Here is a 21482-nt window from a genome sequence, read left to right on the forward strand (position 1 = left end):
CAGCATTCGTATGACGACTTATGTTACACGAAAATTTCGCAGCAACGCTTCCCGCCACTTCCCGCCACTTCCCGTTTCAAGGAGTGCAAGCCGTGCGCATTACCGAAGTCGAGTGCCATCCGGTCCGGGTGCCGGGAGTCAGTCCGCCCTTCGTCTGGCGGGACGGACTCCTCGGCAGCCCGGCCGCGGGCGAGGCCGCGGTGCTGCGCATCTGTACGGACGAGGGCGTCGAGGGGGTCGCGATGGCTCCCCGGCGGGGCAGCGGGGTCGTCCTGGCGGACCTGCTGGACCGTGTGCTCCGCAAGGAGCTGGTGGGGCACGATCCCCTGCAGCGGGAGTGGCTCTGGCACCGCATGTGGGAGCTGGACCGCACGGAGGAGCTACCGCTCTATCTGCTGGGTCTGGTCGACACCGCGCTGTGGGACCTGGCCGGACGGCTCGCCGACCGGCCCACCTGGCAGATGCTCGGCGGATACCGCACCTCGATACCCGCGTACGCGTCCACGGTCACCTACTCCTCGATCGACGAGTACCTGGACATCGCGGACCAGGCCCTGGAGCTCGGCTACCCCGCCATCAAGCTCCACGCCTGGGGTGACGCCCGCCGCGACGCCCGCCTGTCGGTGGCCCTGCGCGAGCACGTGGGGGACGACGTCCCGCTGATGTTCGACGGGTCGGCGGGCTTCGACCTCCCCGACGCGGTCTACCTCGGGTACGCCCTCTCGGACGCCGGCTACCTCTGGTACGAGGAGCCGATGCGGGAGTTCAGCGTCACCGCCTACAAGCGTCTCGCCGACGCGGTGGCCGTACCCCTCCTGGTGGCCGAGACCTCCGACGGGGCGCACATGAACTCCGCCGACTTCATCCAGGCCGGCGCCGCCACCTTCGGCGTCCGCGCCTCCACCCAGCTGCGCGGCGGCTTCACCGGCGCGATGCGCACCGCCCACCTCGCCGACGCCTACCGGCTGCGCGCCGAGGTGCACGGGCCGGAGATCCCCAACCGGCACCTGTGCATGGCCATCTCGAACACGACCTACTACGAGTCGCTGGTCATGGGCAATCCCATCAGCCGTGAAAGTGGCATCGACGCCCAAGGCCTCGTCCATGCACCCACCGGTCCGGGCGTCGCCCTGCCGGCGGGCCTGGACTACCCCTCCGTCCTTGAGAGGTTCGTGGACAAGGAGACCGTCACCCCACCCCGGGCCTGATGACCGGAGCCCCAGGCCCGACCACCTGTCCCGAACACCAGAAGAACAGAACACCCCGAACGCGGCGCCTCTCACCACTGTGCGCCATTTCCCGAGATCCGAGGTCAGTCATGAACAACGACGTTCCGGTTTCCTCCCGCCGCCAGCTCAGACACACGGCGGTCGCCGCCCTGGGCGCGGTCTCCCTGCTCGCCCTCGCGGCCTGCGGCAGCGCGGACCCCACCCCTGCGGCGACCTCCTCCCCCGCGGCCTTCAAGCCCGTGGCCCAGGAGGAGGGCAGTGAGATCACGGTCTGGGCGGACGCCGGCCGTGTGCCCGGCGTGCAGGCGTACCAGAAGGCGCACCCCGACGTGAAGCTGAAGATCGTCACGTACAGCGGCAACGCCAACGGGGCCAACGACCTGCAGACCAAGGTGCAGCTGTTCGACCGGACCGGCAGCGGCTGGCCCGACGTGGCCTTCAGCGCCAACGTCAACGACGGCACCTGGGCCGCCCAGGGCAAGACCCCCTATGCCGCGCCCGTCGACAAGGGCCTGGTCCCGGCGGCGACCCTGAACGGCTTCGCGTACGGCGCGCTGAACCCGTGCAAGTTCAACGGCGGCACCTACTGCCTGCGCAACGACCTCGCCCAGAACGTGCTCTGGTACAACAAGAAACTCATGGACAAGTTCGGCTATACCGCCCCGACCACCTGGGAGGAGTACCAGGCGCTCGGCGAGAAGGTCGCCAAGGAGCACCCCGGTTACCTGGTCGGCACCGCCGGGGACGCCTGGAGCCCGGAGGTGTACTTCTGGGCCAGCCAGTGCCCCGCCAGCACCACGACCGGGGCCAAGAAGGTCACGGTGGACCTCCAGGACGCCAAGTGCACCCGGATGGCCAAGCTGCTCGACACCCTGATCGCCAAGGGCTCGGTCTCCAAGGACACCGTCTTCAGCGCCGGCTTCATCAAGAACCAGGCCGCCAAGGTCCTCATGCTCCCCGGCCCGTCCTGGTACGGCCAGGTGCTCTTCAACTCCACGTTCAAGATCCCCAAGGGGCAGATCGCCGCCGCCGCACCGCTGAAGTTCGAGGGCGACGACAAGAACTACACCGGCAACGTCGGCGGCGGACTGTGGTTCGTCTCCTCCCACAGCAAGAACCTCAAGGCGGCCTCCGACCTGGTCACCTGGATGACGACCTCCGACGACTACCAGGCCACCGCGGGCACCTACCCCGCGTACAAGCCCGCGGCCGACAAGTGGCTCGCCGGCCAGCTCAAGACCGGCTACTTCGCCAACGACATCGACCCCGCCTTCAAGGAAGCCGCGGAACTGATCTGGCCCGGCTGGTCCGCCACCCAGTACAGCCAGGAAGCGATCTACTCCTCCACCGTCATCCCGGCCCTGAACTCCGGCAAGACCCTCACCGACACCCTGGGCACCTGGCAGACGGCCATCACCGACAAGGCCAAGCCCCTCGGATACACCGTCAACTAGCGAAGCGGATCGATGACCACCCACCTCGCAACGGAGCGGAGCGGGCGCCGCGGCGCCCGCTCGGCCCGCAACCCGGTCGGACGTGCCGGCTACGTCTTCGTCTCCGGCTACGTCCTCCTCCTGCTCGCCTTCGGCGTCCTGCCCACTTGTTACGCGGTGTGGCTGGCGCTGTCCAACTCCCGCAACCAGCTCGTCGGAATCGGCAACTTCACCCGGACGTTCAGCGACTACCGCTTCGGTCCGGCCTTCGTCCACATCGGCCTGTACCTGGTGATCTGGCTGGCCAGCCTGATGATCCTGGTGGTGCTGCTCTCCCTGATGCTGCACGGCCGGATGCGCAGGGCCTCCACGACCCTGCGGTTCCTGTTCTATCTGCCGGGTGCCCTCGCCGGAGTGGCGAGCGTGCTGCTCTTCCTGATCCTCCTCGACCCGGCCGCCAGCCCCGTCGGCTGGCTGCTCAAGGCCTTCGGCTGGGAGACCCTCGCCCAGGTCAACGCCCCCGGCCACCTGCCGGTGCTCTTCACCGTCATCGCCTTCTGGACCGGGGCCGGCGGCTGGATCGTCGTCATGTACGGCGCGCTCAACAGCATCCCGGACGAGATCCTGGAAGCCGCCCGCATCGACGGCGCGAGCACGCTCCAGATCGCCCTGCGCATCCAGATCCCGATGATCACCAAGTGGATCGCGTACATGCTGATCCTGGCCTTCGCGGCCGGCACCCAGCTGTTCGTCGAGCCGCAACTGGTCTCGCTCGCCAGCTGGGGCATGATCCCCGACAGCTGGTCACCGAACCAGCTCTCCTACCAGTACGCCTTCCAGGCGGGCGACTTCAACGGCGCGGCGGCGCTCTCCGTCGACCTCCTCGTCCTGGGCCTCGCCTGCGCGGCGCTCGTCGTCTTCCGTACCGGCCTGTTCGACAGGGACGAGGGATGACCATGGCTCCCACGACCACGGCCCCCGGGACGACAGCCCGCCGAACCCCGCCGCGCCACAGCGCCGGCGACCGCACCAGCCCGAGGAAGCCCATGCGCCGGACGCGCCGCCCACGCTCACTGGCCGCCCGACTGGCCTGGCTCATCGTCATGGGCCTGGCCGTGCTGTTCTTCTGTGTGCCGGTGGTGTGGCTCCTGCTGGCCACGACCAAGACCGACGGCCAGATCGTGCGGGACAACCCCTTCTCCTTCGGCTCCCTCACCGCGATCGCCGACGCCTGGAAGCACCTCTACGCCTTCCAGGAAGGTGCCATCCTCACCTGGCTGCGGAACTCGGCGCTCTACACGTTCGGCGCGCTGGCCATCACCCTCGTGACGTCGATCCCCGCCGGGTATGCGCTGGCGCTCACCCGGTTCATCGGGCGGCGGACGCTCCTGACGGTCACCATGCTCGTGATGCTCATGCCGACGGCCGCGATGGTGCTGCCCCTGTACCTGGGGATGAGCGCCGTGCACCTGGACGGCACGATCTGGTCGGTGATCCTGCCCTTCTCCTTCTTCCCGTTCGGGGTCTACCTCACCTACATCTACTTCTCCTCCAACGTCCCAGCCGACCTGCTGTCCGCCGCGCGGATCGACGGCTGCTCGGAGTGGCAGGTCTTCCGGCTCGTCGCGATGCCGCTGGCCAAGCCCGTGATCGCCCTGGTCGGGTTCTTCAACTTCGTCGGCAACTGGAACAACTTCTTCCTGCCGTTCGTGATGCTGCCCGACAGCTCCCAGTACCCGGCGCAGGTCGGGCTGAACAACCTGCTCGCCGCCTCACCCCTGTTCAACACCTCCAGCGGCACGGGCAACGAGATCATGCGGCCCGAACTGGCCCTGGCCACCCTGGTGACCATCGTGCCGGTCCTGATCGTCTTCCTCTTCTCCCAACGCGCTCTCGTGGCAGGCATGCTCGCCGGCGCGACCAAGGAGTGAGGCCCGGATGACCCAGGTGACCCAGATAAGACGCGTCGCCCAGACGATCCGTCTGCGGCCCGAGCACCGTGACCTGTATCTGCGCCTGCACAGCGCGGTGTGGCCGGGTGTCGAGGCCGCGCTGCGGGCCGCGAACATCCGCAACTACAGCATCTTCCTTCGCGAGGACACGCTGTTCGGCTACTTCGAGTACCACGGCGACGACTTCGAGGCCGACATGGCCACGATCGGCGCCGACCCGGCCACCCAGGCCTGGTGGAAGCTCACCGACCCCTGCCAGGAGGCCTGGGCCGACAGCGGCACCGGGGGCAACTGGTCGGACCTGACCGAGATCTGGCATCTGCAACCGTCGCAAGGAACCAACCAGTGAAACTTCTACGAGTCGGCGCGCCCGGCGAGGAACGACCCGCCGTCCGCACGGACGAGGGCCTGCTGCTCGATCTGTCCTCTGTGACCTCCGACATCGACGGCGCCTTCCTCGCCGGGGACGGGGTCGAGCGGGCGCGTGCGGCGGTCGCGGCCAGGGAGCTGCCCGAGCTGGACCCGGACGGTCTGCGGATCGGTGCCCCTCTCGCCCGCCCCGGCAAGATCGTCTGCATCGGCCTGAACTACCGCGACCACGCCGCCGAGACGGGCGCGGCGATCCCCCCGCGCCCGGTGGTGTTCATGAAGGACCCGGGCACGGTCGTCGGGCCGTACGACGAGGTGCTGATCCCCCGCGGATCGGTGAAGACCGACTGGGAGGTCGAGCTGGCGGTCGTCATCGGGCGGCGGGCCCGCTACCTCGAAGGACCGGAGGCCGCGCGGGCCGTGATCGCGGGGTACGCGATCAGCCATGACGTCTCGGAGCGCGAGTTCCAGCTGGAGTACTCCTCGCAGTGGGACCTCGGCAAGTCCTGCGAGACCTTCAACCCGCTCGGCCCCTGGCTGGTCACCGCCGACGAGGCCGGCGACCCGCAGGACCTCGGGCTGCACCTGAGCGTCAACGGCGTGAAGCGGCAGGACGGCCACACCGGCAACATGATCTTCCCGGTCGACCACATCGTGTCGTACCTGAGCCAGTACATGGTCCTGGAGCCCGGCGACGTGATCAACACCGGTACTCCGGCAGGCGTGGCCCTCGGCCTCCCGGGCACCCCCTATCTCCGTCCCGGCGACACCGTCGAGCTGTCCGTCGACGGGCTCGGCGCCCAGCGCCAGACCTTCGGCCGAGCGTGAAAGGCGCCCCCTTGAGCAAGTCGAGCTTGACCAAGTCGAACGAGTCGAGTGAGTTGAGCAGCTTGAGCGGTCTGTCAGGGCTCAAGGCCGTCGTCACCGGCGGCGCGTCCGGCATCGGGCTGGCCACGTCCCGGCTGCTGGCCGAGCACGGCGTCACCGTGGCCGTCCTCGACCTCGAACCCTCCGGCGCCCCCGAACCGCTGATCGGCATCAGGGCCGACCTCGGCGACGACGCATCCGTACGTGTCGCGGTCGAGGCCGCTGCCCGGCAGCTCGGTGGCCTGGACATCCTGGTCAACAACGCGGGCATCGGGGCCGTCGGCAGTGTCGAGGACAACCCGGACGAGGAGTGGCACCGCGTCCTCGACGTCAACGTCCTCGGGACGGTACGCACCACCCGGGCCGCCCTGCCGTATCTACGGCGCTCGTCGCACGCGGCGATCGTCAACACCTGCTCCATCGCGGCCACCGCGGGCCTCCCCCAGCGCGCCCTGTACTCCGCCAGCAAGGGCGCGGTGCTGTCGCTGACCCTGGCGATGGCCGCCGACCACGTCCGCGAGGGCATCCGGGTCAACTGCGTCAACCCCGGTACCGCCGACACCCCCTGGGTGACCCGGCTCCTGGCCGCCGCCGACGACCCGGAGGCGGAACGCGCCGCCCTCGACGCCCGCCAGCCCCTGGGCCGCCTGGTCAGCGCGGACGAGGTGGCGGCGGCCGTGGTCTACCTGGCGAGCCCCGCCGCGGCCTCCGTCACCGGCATCGCCCTCGCCGTCGACGGCGGTATGCAGGGACTCCGGCTGCGCCCGGCGGCCGGCGCATGAGAACGAGCACTCTGGGCGGCACCGGCGTCAGGGTCACCGAGCTGTCGTTCGGGGCAGCCGCCATCGGCAACCTCTTCCGCCCGGTCACCGACGAGGCCGCGTACGACACGGTGGAGGCGGCCTGGGAGGCGGGCGTACGCACCTTCGACACCGCCCCGCACTACGGACTCGGCTTGTCCGAGCGCCGTCTGGGGGCCGCGCTGCGCGGACGCGACCGGGACACGTACACCGTCTCCACCAAGGTCGGGCGGCTGCTCGAACCCGAAGCGGAAGGTGGCCTGGGCGACGATCTCGTCCAGGGCTTCGCCGTGCCCGCGACCCACCACCGGGTCTGGGACTTCAGCGCCGACGGAGTCCTGCGCTCCCTGGAGGCCAGCCTGGACCGCCTCGGCCTGGACCGGGTGGACATCGCCCTGCTGCACGACCCGGACCACCACGCCGAGCAGGCCCTCACCGAGGCCTACCCGGCCCTGGAACGGCTGCGCGCCGAGGGAGTCGTCAAGGCGATCGGCATCGGCGTGAACCAGTGCGCGCTCCCCGCCCGCTTCCTGCGCGAGACCGACATCGATGTGGTGCTCCTCGCCGGCCGCTACACCCTGCTGGAGCAGGAGGGGCTCGCGGAGGTACTGCCCGAAGCCGCCGCCCGAGGCAGGAGCATCATCGTCGGCGGGGTGTTCAACTCGGGCCTGCTCACCGACCCGAGGCCCGGGGCCACGTACGACTACGCGCCCGCCCCAGCACACGTACTCGACCGGGCGCTGCGCATGAAGGCGGTCACCGAACGCCACGGCGTGCCGCTGCGCGCAGCCGCTCTGCGCTTCCCGCTCGGCCATCCGGCGGTCGCGAGCGTGCTGTCCGGCGCGCGTTCCGCCGAGGAGGTCCGCGACACGGTGGACCAGCTGCGGCGAACGGTACCGGCCGAACTCTGGGACGAACTGCGGGCCGAGGGGCTGCTACCCCCGCACGTTCCCGTCCCGGCCGCCAGACCGGAGTGGTCGAGGTGACCGCCATGGGCACGGAGGCGAACACCGCTGACGGCGTCATCGACGCACACCACCACGTGTGGGACCTGTCCGTCCGCGACCAGGACTGGATCACCGGACCGGAACTCGCCCCGCTGCGCCGGGACTTCGGGCTCGCCGACCTGGAGCCCGAGGCCCGGGCCGCCGGTGTCACCGCGACGGTCCTGGTCCAGACGATCGACGTTCCGCAGGAGACGCCCGAGTTCCTGGCACTGGCCCGGGACAGCGACCTGGTGGCCGGCGTCGTGGGCTGGACCGACCTGACCTCCCCTGATGTCGCCAACGCGCTCGCGGCCCTGCGGGAGGGTCCGGGCGGCGAGTACCTGGTGGGCATCCGCCACCAGGTGCAGGGCGAGTCCGACCCTCGCTGGCTGATGCGATCGGACGTGCTGCGCGGGCTCGCCGCCGTGGCCGAGGCGGGGCTCGTGTACGACCTGGTCGTCAGACCCCACCAGCTCGCGGCGGCCCACGAAGCCGCCCAACTGCTGCCCGGCCTCACCTTCGTACTCGATCACGCGGGCAAACCCCCTATCGCCACAGGCGAGTTGCGGCCGTGGGCGGACGCGGTGCGTCTGCTGGCCGCGCTGCCCAACACCGTCTGCAAGCTCTCCGGCATGGTCACCGAGTCCGACTGGGACCGGTGGAGCGTCGAGGACCTACGGCCGTACGCGGACACCGTGTTGGACGCCTTCGGCCCGCGACGGCTGATGTTCGGCTCCGACTGGCCCGTCTGCCGGCTCGCCGCCACCTACGCCGAAGTCGTCGCCACAGCAAGGGAGTTGACGGCAGACCTGCACCCCGCCGAACGCCACGAGGTCTTCACCCAAACCGCCCTGCGGACCTACGGCCTGACCCTCACCGGCTCCTCCGAGGCCGCCCAGGAAGCACCATGCGCATAGCCCTCTTCATCACCTGCTTCAACGACATGATGTTCCCCTCCACCGGCCGCGCGGTGACCGAACTGCTCGAACGGCTCGGCCACACCGTGGAGTTCCCGCAGGGCCAGACCTGCTGCGGCCAGATGCACTTCAACACCGGCTACCGTCCCGAGACCCTGCCCATGGTGCGCCGCTTCGCGGAGGTCTTCGCGGGTTACGACGCCGTGGTCACCCCCTCCGGCTCCTGCGCGGGCATGGTGCGCGACCAACACCGGGTGGTGGCGGCCCAGTTGGGGGACGCGGCGCTCGTCGAGGCGGTCGAGCGCGTCGTTCCGACGGTGTACGAGCTGTCGGAACTCCTCGTCGACGTTCTCGGCGTCACCGACGTCGGCGCCCACTTCCCGCACCGGGTCACCTACCACCCGACCTGCCACTCGCTGCGCATGCTGCGGGTCGGCGACCGGCCGCTCAGGCTGCTGCGCGCGGTGAAGGGCATCGACCTGGTCGAGCTGCCCGCCGCCGAGTCCTGCTGCGGCTTCGGCGGCACCTTCGCGCTGAAGAACGCGGACGTGTCCAACGCGATGCTGGCCGACAAGATGCGCCATGTCCTGGACACCGGCGCCGAGTTCCTGTGCGCGGGCGACAACTCCTGCCTGACGCACATCGGCGGCGGGCTGTCCCGGCTGCGTACCGGCGTCGGCACCATGCACCTGGCCGAGATCCTGGCCTCCACCGAAGGGAACGTACGGTGAGCGGCGCCGACAACGTCGTATGGCTGGGCACCCCGCCCTTCCCCGAGGCGGCGCGCACCGCGCTCGCCGACACCCGGCTGCGGGCGAACCTGCGCCGAGCCACCGGCACCATCCGGGACCGGCGGCTGGCGGTAACCGCCGAGCTGGATGACTGGGAGGAGTTGCGGGAGAAGGCGGCGGCCCTCAAGCGCCGTACCCTGCGCCATCTCGACCAGCATCTCCTGCAGCTGGAGGAGTCGGTGACCGCCGCCGGTGGCACAGTCCACTGGGCGGCGGACGCGGCCGAGGCGAACGCCGTCGTGACGCGGCTGGTCCGGGCGACCGGCGAGAGCGAGGTCGTCAAGGTCAAGTCGATGGCGACCCAGGAGATCGGCCTCAACGAGGCGCTCGCCGAGGCGGGTATCCGCGCCTACGAGACCGATCTCGCCGAACTGATCGTGCAGTTGGGTGGCGACCGGCCCTCGCACATCCTCGTACCGGCCATCCACCGGGGCCGCTCCGAGATCCGCGAGATCTTCCGCCGGGAGATGGGGAAGTGGGGCCGACCGGCGCCCGAGGGACTCAGCGACGACCCGCGCGACCTGGCCGAAGCAGCCCGGCTCCATCTGCGGGAGAAGTTCCTGCGGGCCAAGGTGGCCGTCTCCGGGGCCAACTTCGCCGCCGCCGACACCGGAACGGTGGTGGTCGTCGAGTCGGAGGGCAACGGGCGGATGTGCCTGACCCTGCCCCAGACCCTGATCACCGTCATGGGCATCGAGAAGGTCCTGCCCTCCTTCGCCGACCTGGACGTCTTCCTCCAGCTGCTGCCCCGCTCGTCGACCGGCGAGCGCATGAACCCGTACACCTCCCTCTGGACCGGCGTCACCGAGGGCGACGGACCCCAGGACTTCCACCTGGTCCTCCTCGACAACGGCCGTACCGCCACCCTCGCCGACGAGGTCGGCCGCCAGGCCCTCGCCTGCATCCGCTGCTCGGCCTGTCTGAACGTCTGCCCGGTGTACGAGCGCACCGGCGGCCACGCCTACGGCTCCGTGTACCCCGGCCCGATCGGCGCCGTACTCACCCCGCAGCTCGTCGGCATCGAGAACGCGGCCTCGCTGCCGTTCGCCTCCACCCTGTGCGGGGCCTGCTACGACGCCTGCCCGGTCAAGATCGACATCCCTGAAGTGCTGGTCCATCTGCGGGCGAAGGCGGTGGAGGCCAAGCGCCGGGACCGGCTGCTGCCCACCCCCGAGGCGCTCGTCATGAAGGCCGCAGGTGCTGTGCTGTCCTCCCCCAGGCGGCTGGCGGCGCTCCAGCGACTCGCCGCCCTGGGCGCCCGGCTGGTGGCCCGCGACGGCCGGATCGGAGTCCTGCCCGGCCCCTTCGCCCGCTGGTCAGGCACCCGTGACACCCCCGCACCGGCTCGCGAGTCCCTGCGCGCCTGGTGGCGGCGGACGAGAGAAGAAGGCCGTACGACGAGGAAGGGGAAGGGCCGATGAGTGGCCGCGACACCGTGCTGGGCGCGATCCGGAGCGCCCTGGCCGACGTACCGGATGCCGAGACCCCCGACGACCACTCCCCCGTCCCGTACGATCCGCGCTCCCCGCACTCCGGACCGGACGTCGTCGAGCTGTTCGTCGAACGCGCCGCCGACTACCGCGCCACCGTCGTCCGCGTGCCGCCGTCCGAGGCCGTGGCCGCCGTGGGCCGCGCCCTGGCGCGCACCGGAGCGAAGTCCCTTGTGGTGCCCCCGGGTTTCCCCGAAGACCTGGTACCCGAAGGCCCCTGGTCCCGGCTGGCGGACACCCCGCCGCTGACGGTCCGGCAGCTCGACGCGGCGGACGCCGTGCTCACCACCGTCGCCGCGGCGATCGCCCTCACCGGCACGGTCGTCCTCGACAGCGGCCCCGGACAAGGGCGCCGCGTACTCACCCTGCTGCCGGACCAGCACGTCTGCGTGGTGAGAGCCGACCAGATCACCGCCGACGTACCCGAGGCGTTGAGCCTGCTCCACCCGCGCCGGCCACTGACCCTGGTCTCCGGTCCCTCGGCCACCAGCGACATCGAACTCGACCGCGTGGAGGGCGTGCACGGACCCCGGACGCTCGACATCGTCGTGATCGCGCACGAGTAGGTCTTCGCTGCGGGACTGCTCATGAACAGCGTGGCCTGACATCGATCACGACGGGCACAGCGGTGGTGGGGTGGCGGCGGCGCCGTCAGCCGTCGCGTTCGGCTCCGACGAGGACGAAGGCCATCGTGGCCGGTCGGCCGCTGCGGTTGCGCCAGCCGTGGCGGGTGCCGTTCTGGATCACGATGTCCCCTGCCGAGAGGCGGGTGCAGTGACCGTCGTCGAGTTCGAGAACGATCTCGCCCTGCAGCACGATGCCGTAGTCCACGGTCGGCGTCGCATGCATGCCGTCGGACTCGATCAGCTCCGCGAGGCCGGGCGAGTCGACGCGCTGCTCCTGGTCGAAGGCGACGGGGTCGAACGCCGGGTCGGCCATCGCGGTGTCCGGCGGGAAGGTCAGGACGATGAACCGCGTGCCGCCGGGTCCCGGGAGGAGGCTGGTGACCTTCGGCGTGGGGTCCTCCCCTGTCGGGCTGACCCGCTCCCCCGGTTCGGTGGCCCAGGGCAGGCGGGACACCCACCCCGGCAGACTGCTGAACTCCCGGCTGCGCGGGACGGGGCCGTCGCTGACGACGACCGACCTCCCGTTCTCGTCGTGGCCGGTGACGACTCTGCGCATGCGGTTCTCCTCGGTCGGGTCGGTCGGTTCACGGGATTCGTCAGGAGCACCGGGCCCGTCGAATCGCCTGGGTCAGTCGGCCGGGCCGCCACCGGGCTCGGCCCGCGCTCCCATCGCGTTCGCCCAGGCGTCCAGGACGTCCGCCACCGTGGGCGCGGGTGCCCGGAGCAGTGCCGATGCCGCCGTGCGTACGAACAGCCGGTCGCGTTCGTCCGTGAGGTACTCCACCGGGGACTTGCCGTCCACCCGCGCGAGCAGCAGTGCCGGGAGCAACGACGCGGCCCGCGACTCCAGGGCCGGCCGGGGCTCCCAGTCGACGCACCGGACGTACTCCTCGGTCAACACCCGGGCGGACCGCAGGAGTTCGGTGCGGCGGCCGGGCACCACCAGGCTCTTGAGCAGCAGGTGGTTGACGCAGAAGGCGAGGTCGAAGGCCGGGTCGCCGTACCAGGCGCACTCGGCGTCCAGCAGCACCGGCCCGGACGGTCCGACGAGGATGTTCTTGGGGCTGACGTCACCGTGCACCAGGGCGAGGCGCGTGGCGGCCGTGCGGTCGGCGAGGCCCTGGAGGACGTCGCCCAGACCGGGGTGCGCGGCAGCGGTGGCCAGCAGGTACGGCTCGATGCGCAGCGCGTGGAAGTTGTCGTCGGTGGCGAACTCCGCGGCGAGACCGGTGTCACCCGCGCTCGCCGCGTGCAGGGTGCCGAGCAGTTCCCCGACGGCCGCCGCGGTCGCCGGCCGCACGTCTCCGGCCAGCAACCGCGCCTTCCACACCGGGTAGTGCTCGGGCGGCAGGAACGCCATCGCGAAGACGCCCGCCTCGGGGTCGTGGGCGAGGAGTTCGGGCACGCTGTCCGGGCGGTGCCGGGACGCGAACCGCATCCAGGCCCATTCGTAGGCGTTGCGCGACACCGGTGCCTGCCAGTCGGCGGCGACCTTCAGCTTGGCGAGGGCGCGTTTGACGCACAGGGAGCGTCCCGGCAGGTCCACTCGCCACAGGTCGGACGAGACACCGCCGGTCAGCGGTGTCCAGCGGGCGGCTTCGCCGGGTGCGGCGAGCTGGTGGGCGGTGAGGAAGTCGGTCAGCGCGGGTTCCGGGACCGCCTGCGCCGGTGGCCGGGTCATCGCCCGTCCCCCGGCCCGGCGGGCAGCCCACGGGGTGTGTTGCAGGCGTGGGCCGGTGCCTCGCCCGCCAGGATCCGTACGACCTCCTCGGCGGCGCGGCGGCGCAGTTCCGTGACCGAGGCGTCGGAGGAGAAGGCGATGTGCGGGGTGAGGAGCGCGCCCGGCTGGTCCGACAGCCCGGCGGGGACGTGCGGTTCGGTCTCCAGTACGTCGAGGGCGGCGCCGTCCAGATGCCCGTTGCCGAGCGCCTTGATCACCGCGTCGGTGTCCACGAGGCCGCCCCGGCTGACGTTGACCAGCAGGCCGCCGGGCGGCATCAGGGCCAACTGCTCGGCGCCGATGAGGTGTTGCGTGCCGGGCGTGAGCGGTACATGGAGGATCACGACGTCGCTGCGGCGCAGCAGCTCCTCCAGTCCCACCGGCTCAACTCCGGGGGCGTCCTTCGGCGGATACGGGTCGTGCACCAGGATCCGGCAGCCGAACGCGCCGAGCTTGCGCACAGTGGCCCGTCCGATGCGGCCGTACCCGACGACGCCGCAGGTCAGCGTCGACAGCCGGCGCAGCCGGGCGCCGGCGGGGTTCCAGTGACCCGCGCGGACCTCCCGGTCGGCGACGGCCAGGCCCCGGGTCCAGGCCAGCACCATGCCGACGGCGTGGTCGGAGACCTCCTCGACGCAGTAGTCCGGCACGTTGGTGACCCACACCCCGCGCCCGGTGGCGGCGTCCACGGCGATGTTGTCGAGGCCGACCCCGAGCCTGGCCACGATCCGCAGCCGCGGCGAGGCGCCGATCGCGGTGGCGGAGACGGGCGCCCAGCAGGTCAGGATCCCGTCGGGCCGGTGCTCGGCCACCAGTTCCTCGATCGCCTCGGCGGAGGCGGGTTCGGCGGGGCCGGTCACCAGGGTGTGGCCCGCTTCCTCGACTACCGCCCGCTCGACGGAGTCGTCGGGCCAGGCGTGGTCGGTGAGCAGCACGGTGCCGGGGCGGCTCGGTGGTTTCATGGCAGGTCGTCCTCGCAGAATCGTGCGGCCGGGTGTCACGCCGGGTCGGGTCACTTTGTCATAGCCACGTGATGCTAACGATAGCACTGGACGCCTTCGACACGTCAAGAGTGCGGCGCGCACCCGCTCACCGGAACGGTGCGGAAGCCCGCCCGGCACGGGACAGCAGCGGGAGAACACCGGGAAGCACCGGAAAAACGAGGAATGCGGAAGAAATACGCGGTTCACATCTTGACGCGCCGGAGATTTCCCCCTCATGGTTTCAGCCAGCGCCGACCGTGCGACCGACAAGTGTCCGCACGGGGCCGGCTGTCGAAGACGCCATAGCCACGGACGTCCCCGACGGGCGATATACGGCTGAATTCCGCGTGCGGTGTCCGACCGCGCGGCAGCGGATCGCCCCCCATTCCACCGGCCGACGACGGCTTCACCACCGCCGTCGCCGTCAACGAGTCCGTGTTCAGCTCACCGCTTCCCGTCATCGCCCGTGCGGCCCCGCACCGGCGATGGATCCGCCGCGGCCTGCCGTGCCGTTGGCCCATTCCTCACCAGGAGCCGCTATGACTCACGCAGCGCAAGTCGACACCAGTACGGCGCCCGCGAACGAATCGCGGGAAAGCAGCCGTCCCCCCATTTCCCGTCCCATGATCGGGGTGGGGTTCCTGCTGATCGTCCTCTCCTACATGGTCAACGCGATGGACCGCCAGGTCTTTCCGCCGCTGCTGCCCAACATCCGCGCGGACTACGGGTTCTCCCTGGAGCAGGGCGGGCTGCTGGCGACGAACTTCACCCTCGGCATGGCCCTGGCCGGCCTCCCGGCGGGCTACCTCCTGGACCGCTTCCGCCGCAAGACCGTGCTGCTCGCCAGCATCGTGATCTACTCCCTGGGCACGATGGCCACGCCGCTGGCCACCGGTTTCGCCGACATGACGCTGTACCGGGTCGTCTCGGGCTTCGGTGAGGGCATGCAGTCCGCCGCCATCTTCGCGGCGCTCGGCGCCTTCTTCGCCCACCGGCGGGGCCTCGCCTTCGGCATCATCGGTGTGGGCTACTCCGTCGGCGTGTTCATCGCCCCGCTCATCGGCGTCCGCCTGATGAGCGCGCACGGCACCTGGCACTCGCCGTTCTACCTGTTCGGCGCGGCCGGGCTGCTGATCGCCACCGCCTGCCTGTTCCTGGTGAAAACCGGTCTGACCGAGCACTCCGTCGAGAAGGTCGCCTCGACCAGGACCTACGAGTACATGCCGGCCTCCGCCTACAACCGCAACACCATCGCGCTGGCCGTCCACTCGGTCGTCAGCGGGGTGGCCATCTACGGCTTCCTCGGCCTCTACCCGACGTACCTGATCACCTCCCTGCACTACACCGCCGAGCAGGCCGCACTGGCGATGAGCCTCCTCGGTTTCGGCGGCATGTCCGCGATTCTGGGCGGCTGGCTCGGCGACCGCGTGAACCAGCGCAACCTGCTGATCGGCAGCCTGCTGGCCGTCTCCGCCGTCGGCGCGTGCATCTACGAGACACAGGCCGGCGTGGGCCTCCAGTGCGTGTTCGCGTTCCTCATGGGCGCCTTCGGTCTGGGCTTCGTCTATCCCAACACCAACAGCGCGATGCAGCGGTCCGTCCGTCCCGAGCAGATCGGGCGGGCCTCCGGCCTCTTCGTCACCAGCTACTACGGAACGGCGGCGTTCTCGGGCCTGCTCTTCGCCGCCCTGGTGGACTCCTTCGGCTGGAGCAGCGCGGGACTGCTCCAGGTCATGGCCCTGCCGCTGCTGGGCGTCGCGGCCCTCCTCTTCGTCCGCCCCGCGCAGTTCAACAACGCGGTCCGCTAGCCGGACGGCACCGACACACCACAGGGGCTTGCCCACCGCCGAGCGGTGGGCAAGCCCCTGTGGTGTGTCATCCGGCGGACGTCCGGAGTCAGCGGCTCTCCGCCACGACCGGGTTACGCAGGACTCCGATGCCCTCGATCTCCACCTCGACCTCGTCCCCCGGACGGATCGGCCCGACGCCGGCGGGCGTGCCGGTCATGATCGCGTCGCCGGGCAGCAGCCTCAGATAGCGGCTGAGGTAGGCGACGATGCCGGGAACGGCCAGCAGCAGGTCGGCGGTACTCGCCGACTGCACGACGGTGCCGTTCACCCGGGTCGTCAGCGCCAGCCCCGAGGGGTCGAGTCCGGTCGCGACGACGGGACCGAGGGGAGCGAAGGTGTCCTGCCCCTTTCCGATGAGAAGCGTTCCGAACGCACTCTCCTTGCGCTGGACGATACGGTCACTGACGTCATTGCCGCACGTATAGCCGAGGATGTACTCATGGGCCTCGGAGGGCTTCACATGCCGGGCCTCCTTTCCGATGACGACAACCAACTCGCCCTCGAAATGGATCAGTTCACCGTCCGCCGGATAGACGATGGCGTCACCCGGTCCGATCACCGCGGTGCTCGGCTTCATGAAACAGACGGGAACCTCCGGAACCGCACGGTCGGTCTCGTCGATGTGTGAGGCGTAGTTGTAGGCGAAACCGAAGACCCGGGGCCGCTCCAGCGGCGCGAGAACGACCACGTCACCGATTTCGTCGACACGCCCCGTGGGGGAAAGTCCGGTGAAGGGGTCACCCTCGAATCTCGCGATCCTGCTGTCACCGGATTCGAGTTCTCCGTAATGACACACACCGCCGACGGCATACCTGACGATCCGCACGGACACCTCCGCAACTAGGCAGCCACGAGCGGCTGCACGGCCCATCCAGCAGTGCTAACGTTAGCACGAACGCGATGATCAGCCCGTCGCCCTCACTCCACCGACCACTGAGCGCGACGAGAGCGCTATCGTTGGCACACGGAAAGTGACGGCAACGGGATCAGTCAGTTCGAGGGGGCCTTACGTGATCACGACCAGGGACATCGCCGAACGCCTCGGAATCTCCGTCTCGACGGTCGGCCGGGCACTCTCCGACGACTCCCGCATCAGCGAGGAGACCAAGTTCCGGGTCCGCCAGGCCGCTTCCGAGATGGGGTACGTCGGCAACCGCGCGGCCCGGATGATGCGCGGCGCGTCCAGCAACGTGGTCGCGCTGGTCATCCCGGACATCCGCAACAGCTTCTACTCGACGATCGCGCACGAGCTGTCCAAGAACATGGAGGCCGAGGGCTTCCAGCTGATGCTCTCGGAGACCGACGACGACCGCCTGGTCGAGCTGAGCCACCTGCGCGAACTGTCCGCCAACCGCGTCGCCGGCGTCATCATCGTGCCGACCGCCCGCCCGCACAGCGAGTCGGTCAAGCTGCTCAAGGCCGTACCGCACCTCCAGCTGCTGCGCCGCCACCCGTCGCTCGGCGCCCAGTGGTTCGGCGTGGACGACCACGAGGCGCTGCGCCGGGCGACGGCCCATCTGGTGGCGCTCGGCCACACCCGGATCGCGTACTTGGGCGGACCCGAGGAACTGCCCACGGGCGCGGAGCGTCTGCGCGGTTTCCGCAGCGCCCTGAGCGAGGGCGGCCTGCCGGACGACGCCGGGCGTACGGAGCTGGGGCCGCCGGCGTCCGCGGACCACGGGCGCGAGGCGGTACGGCGGCTGCTGACGGGGCCGGACGCGCCCACCGGTCTCGTCCTGGGGTCGATCCAGCTCACCCGGGGGGTCCTGGAGGAGTTGTCCGCGCAGGGCGTGAAGGTGCCCGGGGAACTGTCCGTGGTCGGTTTCGGGGACGAGCCGGGGTTCTCCTGGTGGGGTCCCGGGCTCACCACCACCGGACTGCCGATCCAGGAGATGGCCACCGGCTGCGCGCTGTGGCTGCTGCGCCGCCTCAAGACCAAGCCGGTCAACGACGGCCCGTACACCTCGGTCTCCCCCGGCTCACTGATCCTGCGCGGCAGCACGGCATCCCCCGACGGAGAGGCCCCGTCCGGGTCCGCCTGAGCGACGAGCCGCCTCACCCACGAACACCGCGGGCACCCCACGAACAGCGAGGGCGCCCGGAGCACATCGCTCCGGGCGCCCTCGTCCGCGTACACCGCCGGGTCAGTACGTCCCGCCGCGCAGCGTTCGCATGACGCGGGCGGTGCGGGCGAGTTCGTCGAGGACCTGCTCGGCGGCGTCCTCGTGCACCTTGCCCGGCCTGAAGTCGCCGTCCTCGACGAGTTGGCCGACGAACGGGATGCTCACGGTCGGAGCGATCGGCAGCATTCTCAGGTTCGCCACGACCTGCTTGCCCATCTGCACGGCCCGGGTACCCGCCGAGACGCCTCCATAGCTGACGAACCCGGCCGGCTTGTGGTGCCACTCCACGGCGAGGTAGTCCCACGCGTTCTTCAACGGGGCAGGGAAGCCGCCGTTGTACTCGGGGGTGACGAAGACGAACGCGTCCGACGCCTCGACGATCCGGCTCCATTCGCGGGTGTGGCTCTTCGTGTACCGCCGCAGGGCGGGCGGATGCGGCTCGTCGAAGAACGGGAGAGCGAGTTCATGCAGGTCGACGATGTGCGACTCGAACTGCTCGCACTCCGCGGCCCGGCCGGTGAACCAGTCGGCGACGGATCTGCCCACCCGTCCGGGGCGGGTACTGGCCACCACGGTGGTGAGGGTCATGGGTGGCGCGGAGGGCTGGGCTGTCATGGCGGGTCGCTTTCCTGTCGGCCGGCCGGAATCCGGCCCGGCGAACCCACGCCTCCTGCGCTGTCCGTACGTCAGGAGGGCGTGGATCCGCCGGAGTCTGTGCCGGAGCGTTCCGGATTGTGCGAACGATAGCATTCACGCCCAGGCAGGCAAAGAGGGCGTCGGCAAACCGCAAGACCACCGACTCGATGCGCTACCCACCTCTTGACAGACTCACCACCACTTTGCACGATTGCGCTATCGATAGCACTACCGGGCCGCAGCAGGGCGCCCGTCCGAACTCCGAAAGGTCGCACCGCAATGACAGACTCGCGGATCGCCAAGCTCTACGGCCGCAGGGTGTGGGACTCACGCGGTCGGCCGACCGTCGAGGTCGAGGTGCGCCTCGCGGACGGCGCGGTCGGGCGGGCCATCGCCCCGGCGGGGGCCTCGACGGGGCAGGGCGAGGCGCTCGACCTGCGCGACGGCGGCAGCCGTTTCGGCGGACTCGACGTCCGGCGCGCGGTGGGCTCGGTGAACCACGAGATCGCGCCCGCCCTCCTCGACCGGGACGCGGCCGACCAGGAGGCCGTCGACCGGCTACTGGTCGACCTCGACGGCACCCCCGACCGCAGCCGTCTCGGCGGCAACGCGCTCGTGGCGACCTCCATGGCGGTCCTGCACGCCGCCGCCGCGTCGGCCGGCGTACCCCTGTGGCAGCACCTGGCGGGCGGGCGCCCGGTCCGTATCCCCCTTCCCGAGATCCAGATCTTCGGCGGCGGCGCCCACGCGGACCGCCGGGTCGACGTCCAGGACTTCATGGTGATGTGCCCCGCGGCGGGGAGCTTCGCCGAGGCCCTGGACTGGACGGCGGAGATCTACCGGGCCGCCGGCGCGCTGATGCGGCGGGCGGGCAAGGCGCAGGGGGTCGCCGACGAAGGCGGCTTCTGGCCGGCGTTCGACTCCAACGAGGAGGCCCTGGAGACGCTGACCCGGGCGATCGAGAGCGCGGGCTTCGCCCCCTCGACGCAGGTCGGTATCTCGCTGGACGTCGCGGCCTCTCAGTTCGGCAGCGGCGGGCGGTACACCCTGGCCCTGGACGACCGCACCCTGGACACCTCCGCGCTGATCGACATGCTGGGCGGCTGGATCGAGCAGTATCCGATCCTGTCCGTCGAGGACCCGGTGGGCGAGGACGACCACGAGGGCATGCTGGAGTTCACCCGGCGTCACGGCCACCGCTGCCAGGTCATCGGCGACGACTACCTGGTCACGAACGCCAAGCGGGTCGAGGCCGCGGCGACCACCGGCGCGGCGAACGCCGTGCTCGTCAAGCCGAACCAGGCCGGCACGGTCACCGAGGCGTTCCAGGCCCTGCGGGCCGGGAAGGAAGCCGGCTTCGGCACGATCGTCTCGGCGCGTTCCGGGGAGACCGAGGACGTCACCATCGCCCACCTCAGCGTCGGCTGGGACGCGGGCCAGCTGAAGGTCGGCTCGTTCACCCGCTCCGAGCGCATGGCCAAGTGGAACGAGGTTCTGCGTATCGAGGAATCCCTCGGTGAATCCGCGGAATTCAGTGGCTGGTCCGCCCTCGCATTCGCCGGTTCCGGGAAATCCGCCGCCAAGCCGTAGAACGGCCGTACGGCCTTACAGTCATCGAAGTCGCAGTCATCGAATTGCGAAAATCGAATTCCAGAGCCGATCCGAGCACGGAGACCAGCATGCTGCCACCCGTCAATCTGCGCCCGAGTTTCAATATCACCCGCTCCAGTCACGTCCGACTCACGGTCGCGGATCTGGCCGAGAGCCGGAACTTCTATGTGAACGTGCTGGGTCTGGTCGTCAGTGACGAGGACGAGCGCACCTGCCATCTCCGCGGCCTCGCCGAAGCCTGCCACCACAGTCTCGTCCTGGAGCTGGACGAGGAGGGCGCGGGCCGGTGCCGGAGGATCGGCTTCCGGGTGTTCTTCGACGAGGACCTCGACCTCGCGTACGACTGGTTCCGCGAGCGGGGACTGCCCGCCGAGTGGGTCGACGTCCCGTACCAGGGCCGTACGCTGCACGTCAGCGACCCCATCGGCACACCGCTCGAACTGTGCGCGCACATGGAGACCCGGCCGAGGCTGCACATCGACTTCGAGCGGTACAAGGGTGCCCACGCGCAGCGGCTGGACCACTTCCAGACCTTCGCGCCCGACACGTACGAGTTGTGCGCGTTCTACGGCGAACTGGGCTTCCGCAACTCGGAGTACCTGGAGCACGGCGACAAGCTGCTGGGCGCGTTCATGTACCGCAAGGGCACCTGCCTGGACCTCGCGATCGTCGAGAACTCCGGGCCCGCCCTGCACCACTTCGCCTACACCGTCTCCGAGAGCCACGACATCTTCGCCGCCTGCGACTGGGCGGGCATCCAGGGCTACGGCGACGGTGTGGAGCGGGGGCCGGGGCGGCACGGTCCGGGCGGGATGCTCTTCGTCTACCTCCGAGATCCCGACGGGCACCGGGTGGAGGTCTTCAACAGCCACTACCAGACGATCGACACCGAGATCGAGCCGGTGCGCTGGGACGCGGCCTCGCTGAGCACCAACGCCCGCTGGGGTCTCCCGGCCCTGGAGAAGTGGTACTTCGAGGCGTCGCCCTTCGTGGGGGTCAAGCAGATTCCGCCGGTCGAGCCGCCGAACCCCATGTCGCTGGAGCGGTTCCTGCTCGAACAGCCCCGCTCCACCCGCTGATCCTTTCGTCCCCCGAGGAG

Annotated in this window: 21 protein-coding genes; 16 read left to right on the forward strand and 5 right to left on the reverse strand. The window is 70.3% G+C overall.

What is annotated here, in order from left to right:
- Positions 1-92 precede the first annotated feature (92 nt).
- The 12 genes from CW359_RS01285 to CW359_RS01340 all read left to right on the forward strand — a co-directional run bounded on the left by CW359_RS01285 (position 93) and on the right by CW359_RS01340 (position 11400).
- On the forward strand, positions 93-1208 hold the full coding sequence (locus CW359_RS01285; RefSeq protein WP_105967790.1) for an enolase C-terminal domain-like protein: 1116 nt from the start codon (positions 93-95) through the stop codon (positions 1206-1208).
- A gap of 110 nt (positions 1209-1318) precedes the next feature.
- The gene (locus tag CW359_RS01290) at positions 1319-2683 is read left to right on the forward strand and encodes an ABC transporter substrate-binding protein (protein ID WP_105967791.1); all 1365 of its coding nucleotides are present in this window, start codon (positions 1319-1321) and stop codon (positions 2681-2683) included.
- Positions 2684-2695: 12 nt separating this feature from the next.
- The gene (locus tag CW359_RS01295) at positions 2696-3616 is read left to right on the forward strand and encodes a carbohydrate ABC transporter permease (protein ID WP_105967792.1); all 921 of its coding nucleotides are present in this window, start codon (positions 2696-2698) and stop codon (positions 3614-3616) included.
- Positions 3617-3708: 92 nt separating this feature from the next.
- On the forward strand, positions 3709-4593 hold the full coding sequence (locus CW359_RS01300; protein ID WP_105967793.1) for a carbohydrate ABC transporter permease: 885 nt from the start codon (positions 3709-3711) through the stop codon (positions 4591-4593).
- 25 nt (positions 4594-4618) lie between these two features.
- A complete protein-coding gene (locus CW359_RS01305) occupies positions 4619-4963 on the forward strand; it encodes an L-rhamnose mutarotase (protein WP_105968188.1) in 345 nt (114 codons plus the stop codon).
- Positions 4960-5811: a fumarylacetoacetate hydrolase family protein gene (locus CW359_RS01310; RefSeq protein ID WP_105967794.1), complete on the forward strand. Its 852-nt coding sequence runs from the start codon at positions 4960-4962 to the stop codon at positions 5809-5811. Before CW359_RS01305 ends, CW359_RS01310 begins: the two co-directional genes overlap by 4 nt.
- Before the next feature lie 62 nt (positions 5812-5873).
- Positions 5874-6632, forward strand: coding sequence for an SDR family NAD(P)-dependent oxidoreductase (locus CW359_RS01315; RefSeq protein ID WP_105968189.1), 759 nt, complete (start codon positions 5874-5876; stop codon positions 6630-6632).
- The gene (locus tag CW359_RS01320) at positions 6629-7636 is read left to right on the forward strand and encodes an aldo/keto reductase (protein WP_105967795.1); all 1008 of its coding nucleotides are present in this window, start codon (positions 6629-6631) and stop codon (positions 7634-7636) included. Before CW359_RS01315 ends, CW359_RS01320 begins: the two co-directional genes overlap by 4 nt.
- Positions 7637-7641: 5 nt before the next feature.
- The gene (locus tag CW359_RS01325; protein WP_105968190.1) at positions 7642-8553 is read left to right on the forward strand and encodes an amidohydrolase family protein; all 912 of its coding nucleotides are present in this window, start codon (positions 7642-7644) and stop codon (positions 8551-8553) included.
- Positions 8544-9284, forward strand: coding sequence for a (Fe-S)-binding protein (locus CW359_RS01330; RefSeq protein ID WP_105967796.1), 741 nt, complete (start codon positions 8544-8546; stop codon positions 9282-9284). The genes CW359_RS01325 and CW359_RS01330 overlap by 10 nt, the downstream gene beginning before the upstream one ends.
- On the forward strand, positions 9281-10765 hold the full coding sequence (locus tag CW359_RS01335) for a LutB/LldF family L-lactate oxidation iron-sulfur protein (protein ID WP_105967797.1): 1485 nt from the start codon (positions 9281-9283) through the stop codon (positions 10763-10765). The genes CW359_RS01330 and CW359_RS01335 overlap by 4 nt, the downstream gene beginning before the upstream one ends.
- A complete protein-coding gene (locus CW359_RS01340) occupies positions 10762-11400 on the forward strand; it encodes a LutC/YkgG family protein (protein WP_105967798.1) in 639 nt (212 codons plus the stop codon). Before CW359_RS01335 ends, CW359_RS01340 begins: the two co-directional genes overlap by 4 nt.
- 85 nt (positions 11401-11485) lie before the next feature.
- Here the strand turns inward: CW359_RS01340 and CW359_RS01345 are convergent, their stop codons facing one another.
- From CW359_RS01345 to CW359_RS01355, 3 genes are all read right to left on the reverse strand, one after another.
- The gene (locus tag CW359_RS01345) at positions 11486-12016 is read right to left on the reverse strand and encodes a cupin domain-containing protein (protein WP_105967799.1); all 531 of its coding nucleotides are present in this window, start codon (positions 12014-12016) and stop codon (positions 11486-11488) included.
- A gap of 72 nt (positions 12017-12088) precedes the next feature.
- A complete protein-coding gene (locus tag CW359_RS01350; protein WP_105967800.1) occupies positions 12089-13141 on the reverse strand; it encodes a phosphotransferase family protein in 1053 nt (350 codons plus the stop codon).
- Positions 13138-14142 carry a C-terminal binding protein gene (locus CW359_RS01355; RefSeq protein ID WP_105967801.1) on the reverse strand — a complete coding sequence of 335 codons (1005 nt, stop codon included), beginning with the start codon at positions 14140-14142 and terminating at the stop codon, positions 13138-13140. The genes CW359_RS01350 and CW359_RS01355 overlap by 4 nt, the downstream gene beginning before the upstream one ends.
- A gap of 644 nt (positions 14143-14786) precedes the next feature.
- Between CW359_RS01355 and CW359_RS01360 the strand changes: the two genes are divergently transcribed.
- On the forward strand, positions 14787-15971 hold the full coding sequence (locus CW359_RS01360; protein ID WP_232838155.1) for an MFS transporter: 1185 nt from the start codon (positions 14787-14789) through the stop codon (positions 15969-15971).
- A gap of 88 nt (positions 15972-16059) precedes the next feature.
- Here CW359_RS01360 and CW359_RS01365 read toward each other — a convergent pair whose 3' ends face one another.
- Positions 16060-16884 (reverse strand): fumarylacetoacetate hydrolase family protein, encoded by an 825-nt coding sequence (locus CW359_RS01365; protein ID WP_232838156.1) that lies wholly within the window; start codon positions 16882-16884, stop codon positions 16060-16062.
- Between the two features lie 139 nt (positions 16885-17023).
- Here CW359_RS01365 and CW359_RS01370 point away from each other — a divergent pair, with 139 nt between their 5' ends.
- Positions 17024-18055, forward strand: a complete 1032-nt coding sequence (locus CW359_RS01370; protein ID WP_105967804.1) for a LacI family DNA-binding transcriptional regulator — start codon at positions 17024-17026, stop codon at positions 18053-18055.
- A gap of 102 nt (positions 18056-18157) precedes the next feature.
- On the opposite strand, the gene CW359_RS01375 is transcribed toward CW359_RS01370, so the two are convergent.
- Positions 18158-18751: an NADPH-dependent FMN reductase gene (locus CW359_RS01375; RefSeq protein ID WP_105967805.1), complete on the reverse strand. Its 594-nt coding sequence runs from the start codon at positions 18749-18751 to the stop codon at positions 18158-18160.
- A gap of 300 nt (positions 18752-19051) precedes the next feature.
- Between CW359_RS01375 and eno the strand changes: the two genes are divergently transcribed.
- Both eno and CW359_RS01385 read left to right on the forward strand, forming a co-directional pair.
- The gene (eno, locus tag CW359_RS01380) at positions 19052-20362 is read left to right on the forward strand and encodes a phosphopyruvate hydratase (RefSeq protein ID WP_105967806.1); all 1311 of its coding nucleotides are present in this window, start codon (positions 19052-19054) and stop codon (positions 20360-20362) included.
- A gap of 89 nt (positions 20363-20451) precedes the next feature.
- Positions 20452-21462 (forward strand): VOC family protein, encoded by a 1011-nt coding sequence (locus CW359_RS01385; protein ID WP_105967807.1) that lies wholly within the window; start codon positions 20452-20454, stop codon positions 21460-21462.
- Positions 21463-21482: the final 20 nt, after the last annotated feature.

Origin of the sequence: Streptomyces geranii, assembly GCF_002954775.1 — a bacterium.
Taxonomy (GTDB): Bacteria; Actinomycetota; Actinomycetes; order Streptomycetales; family Streptomycetaceae; genus Streptomyces; species Streptomyces geranii.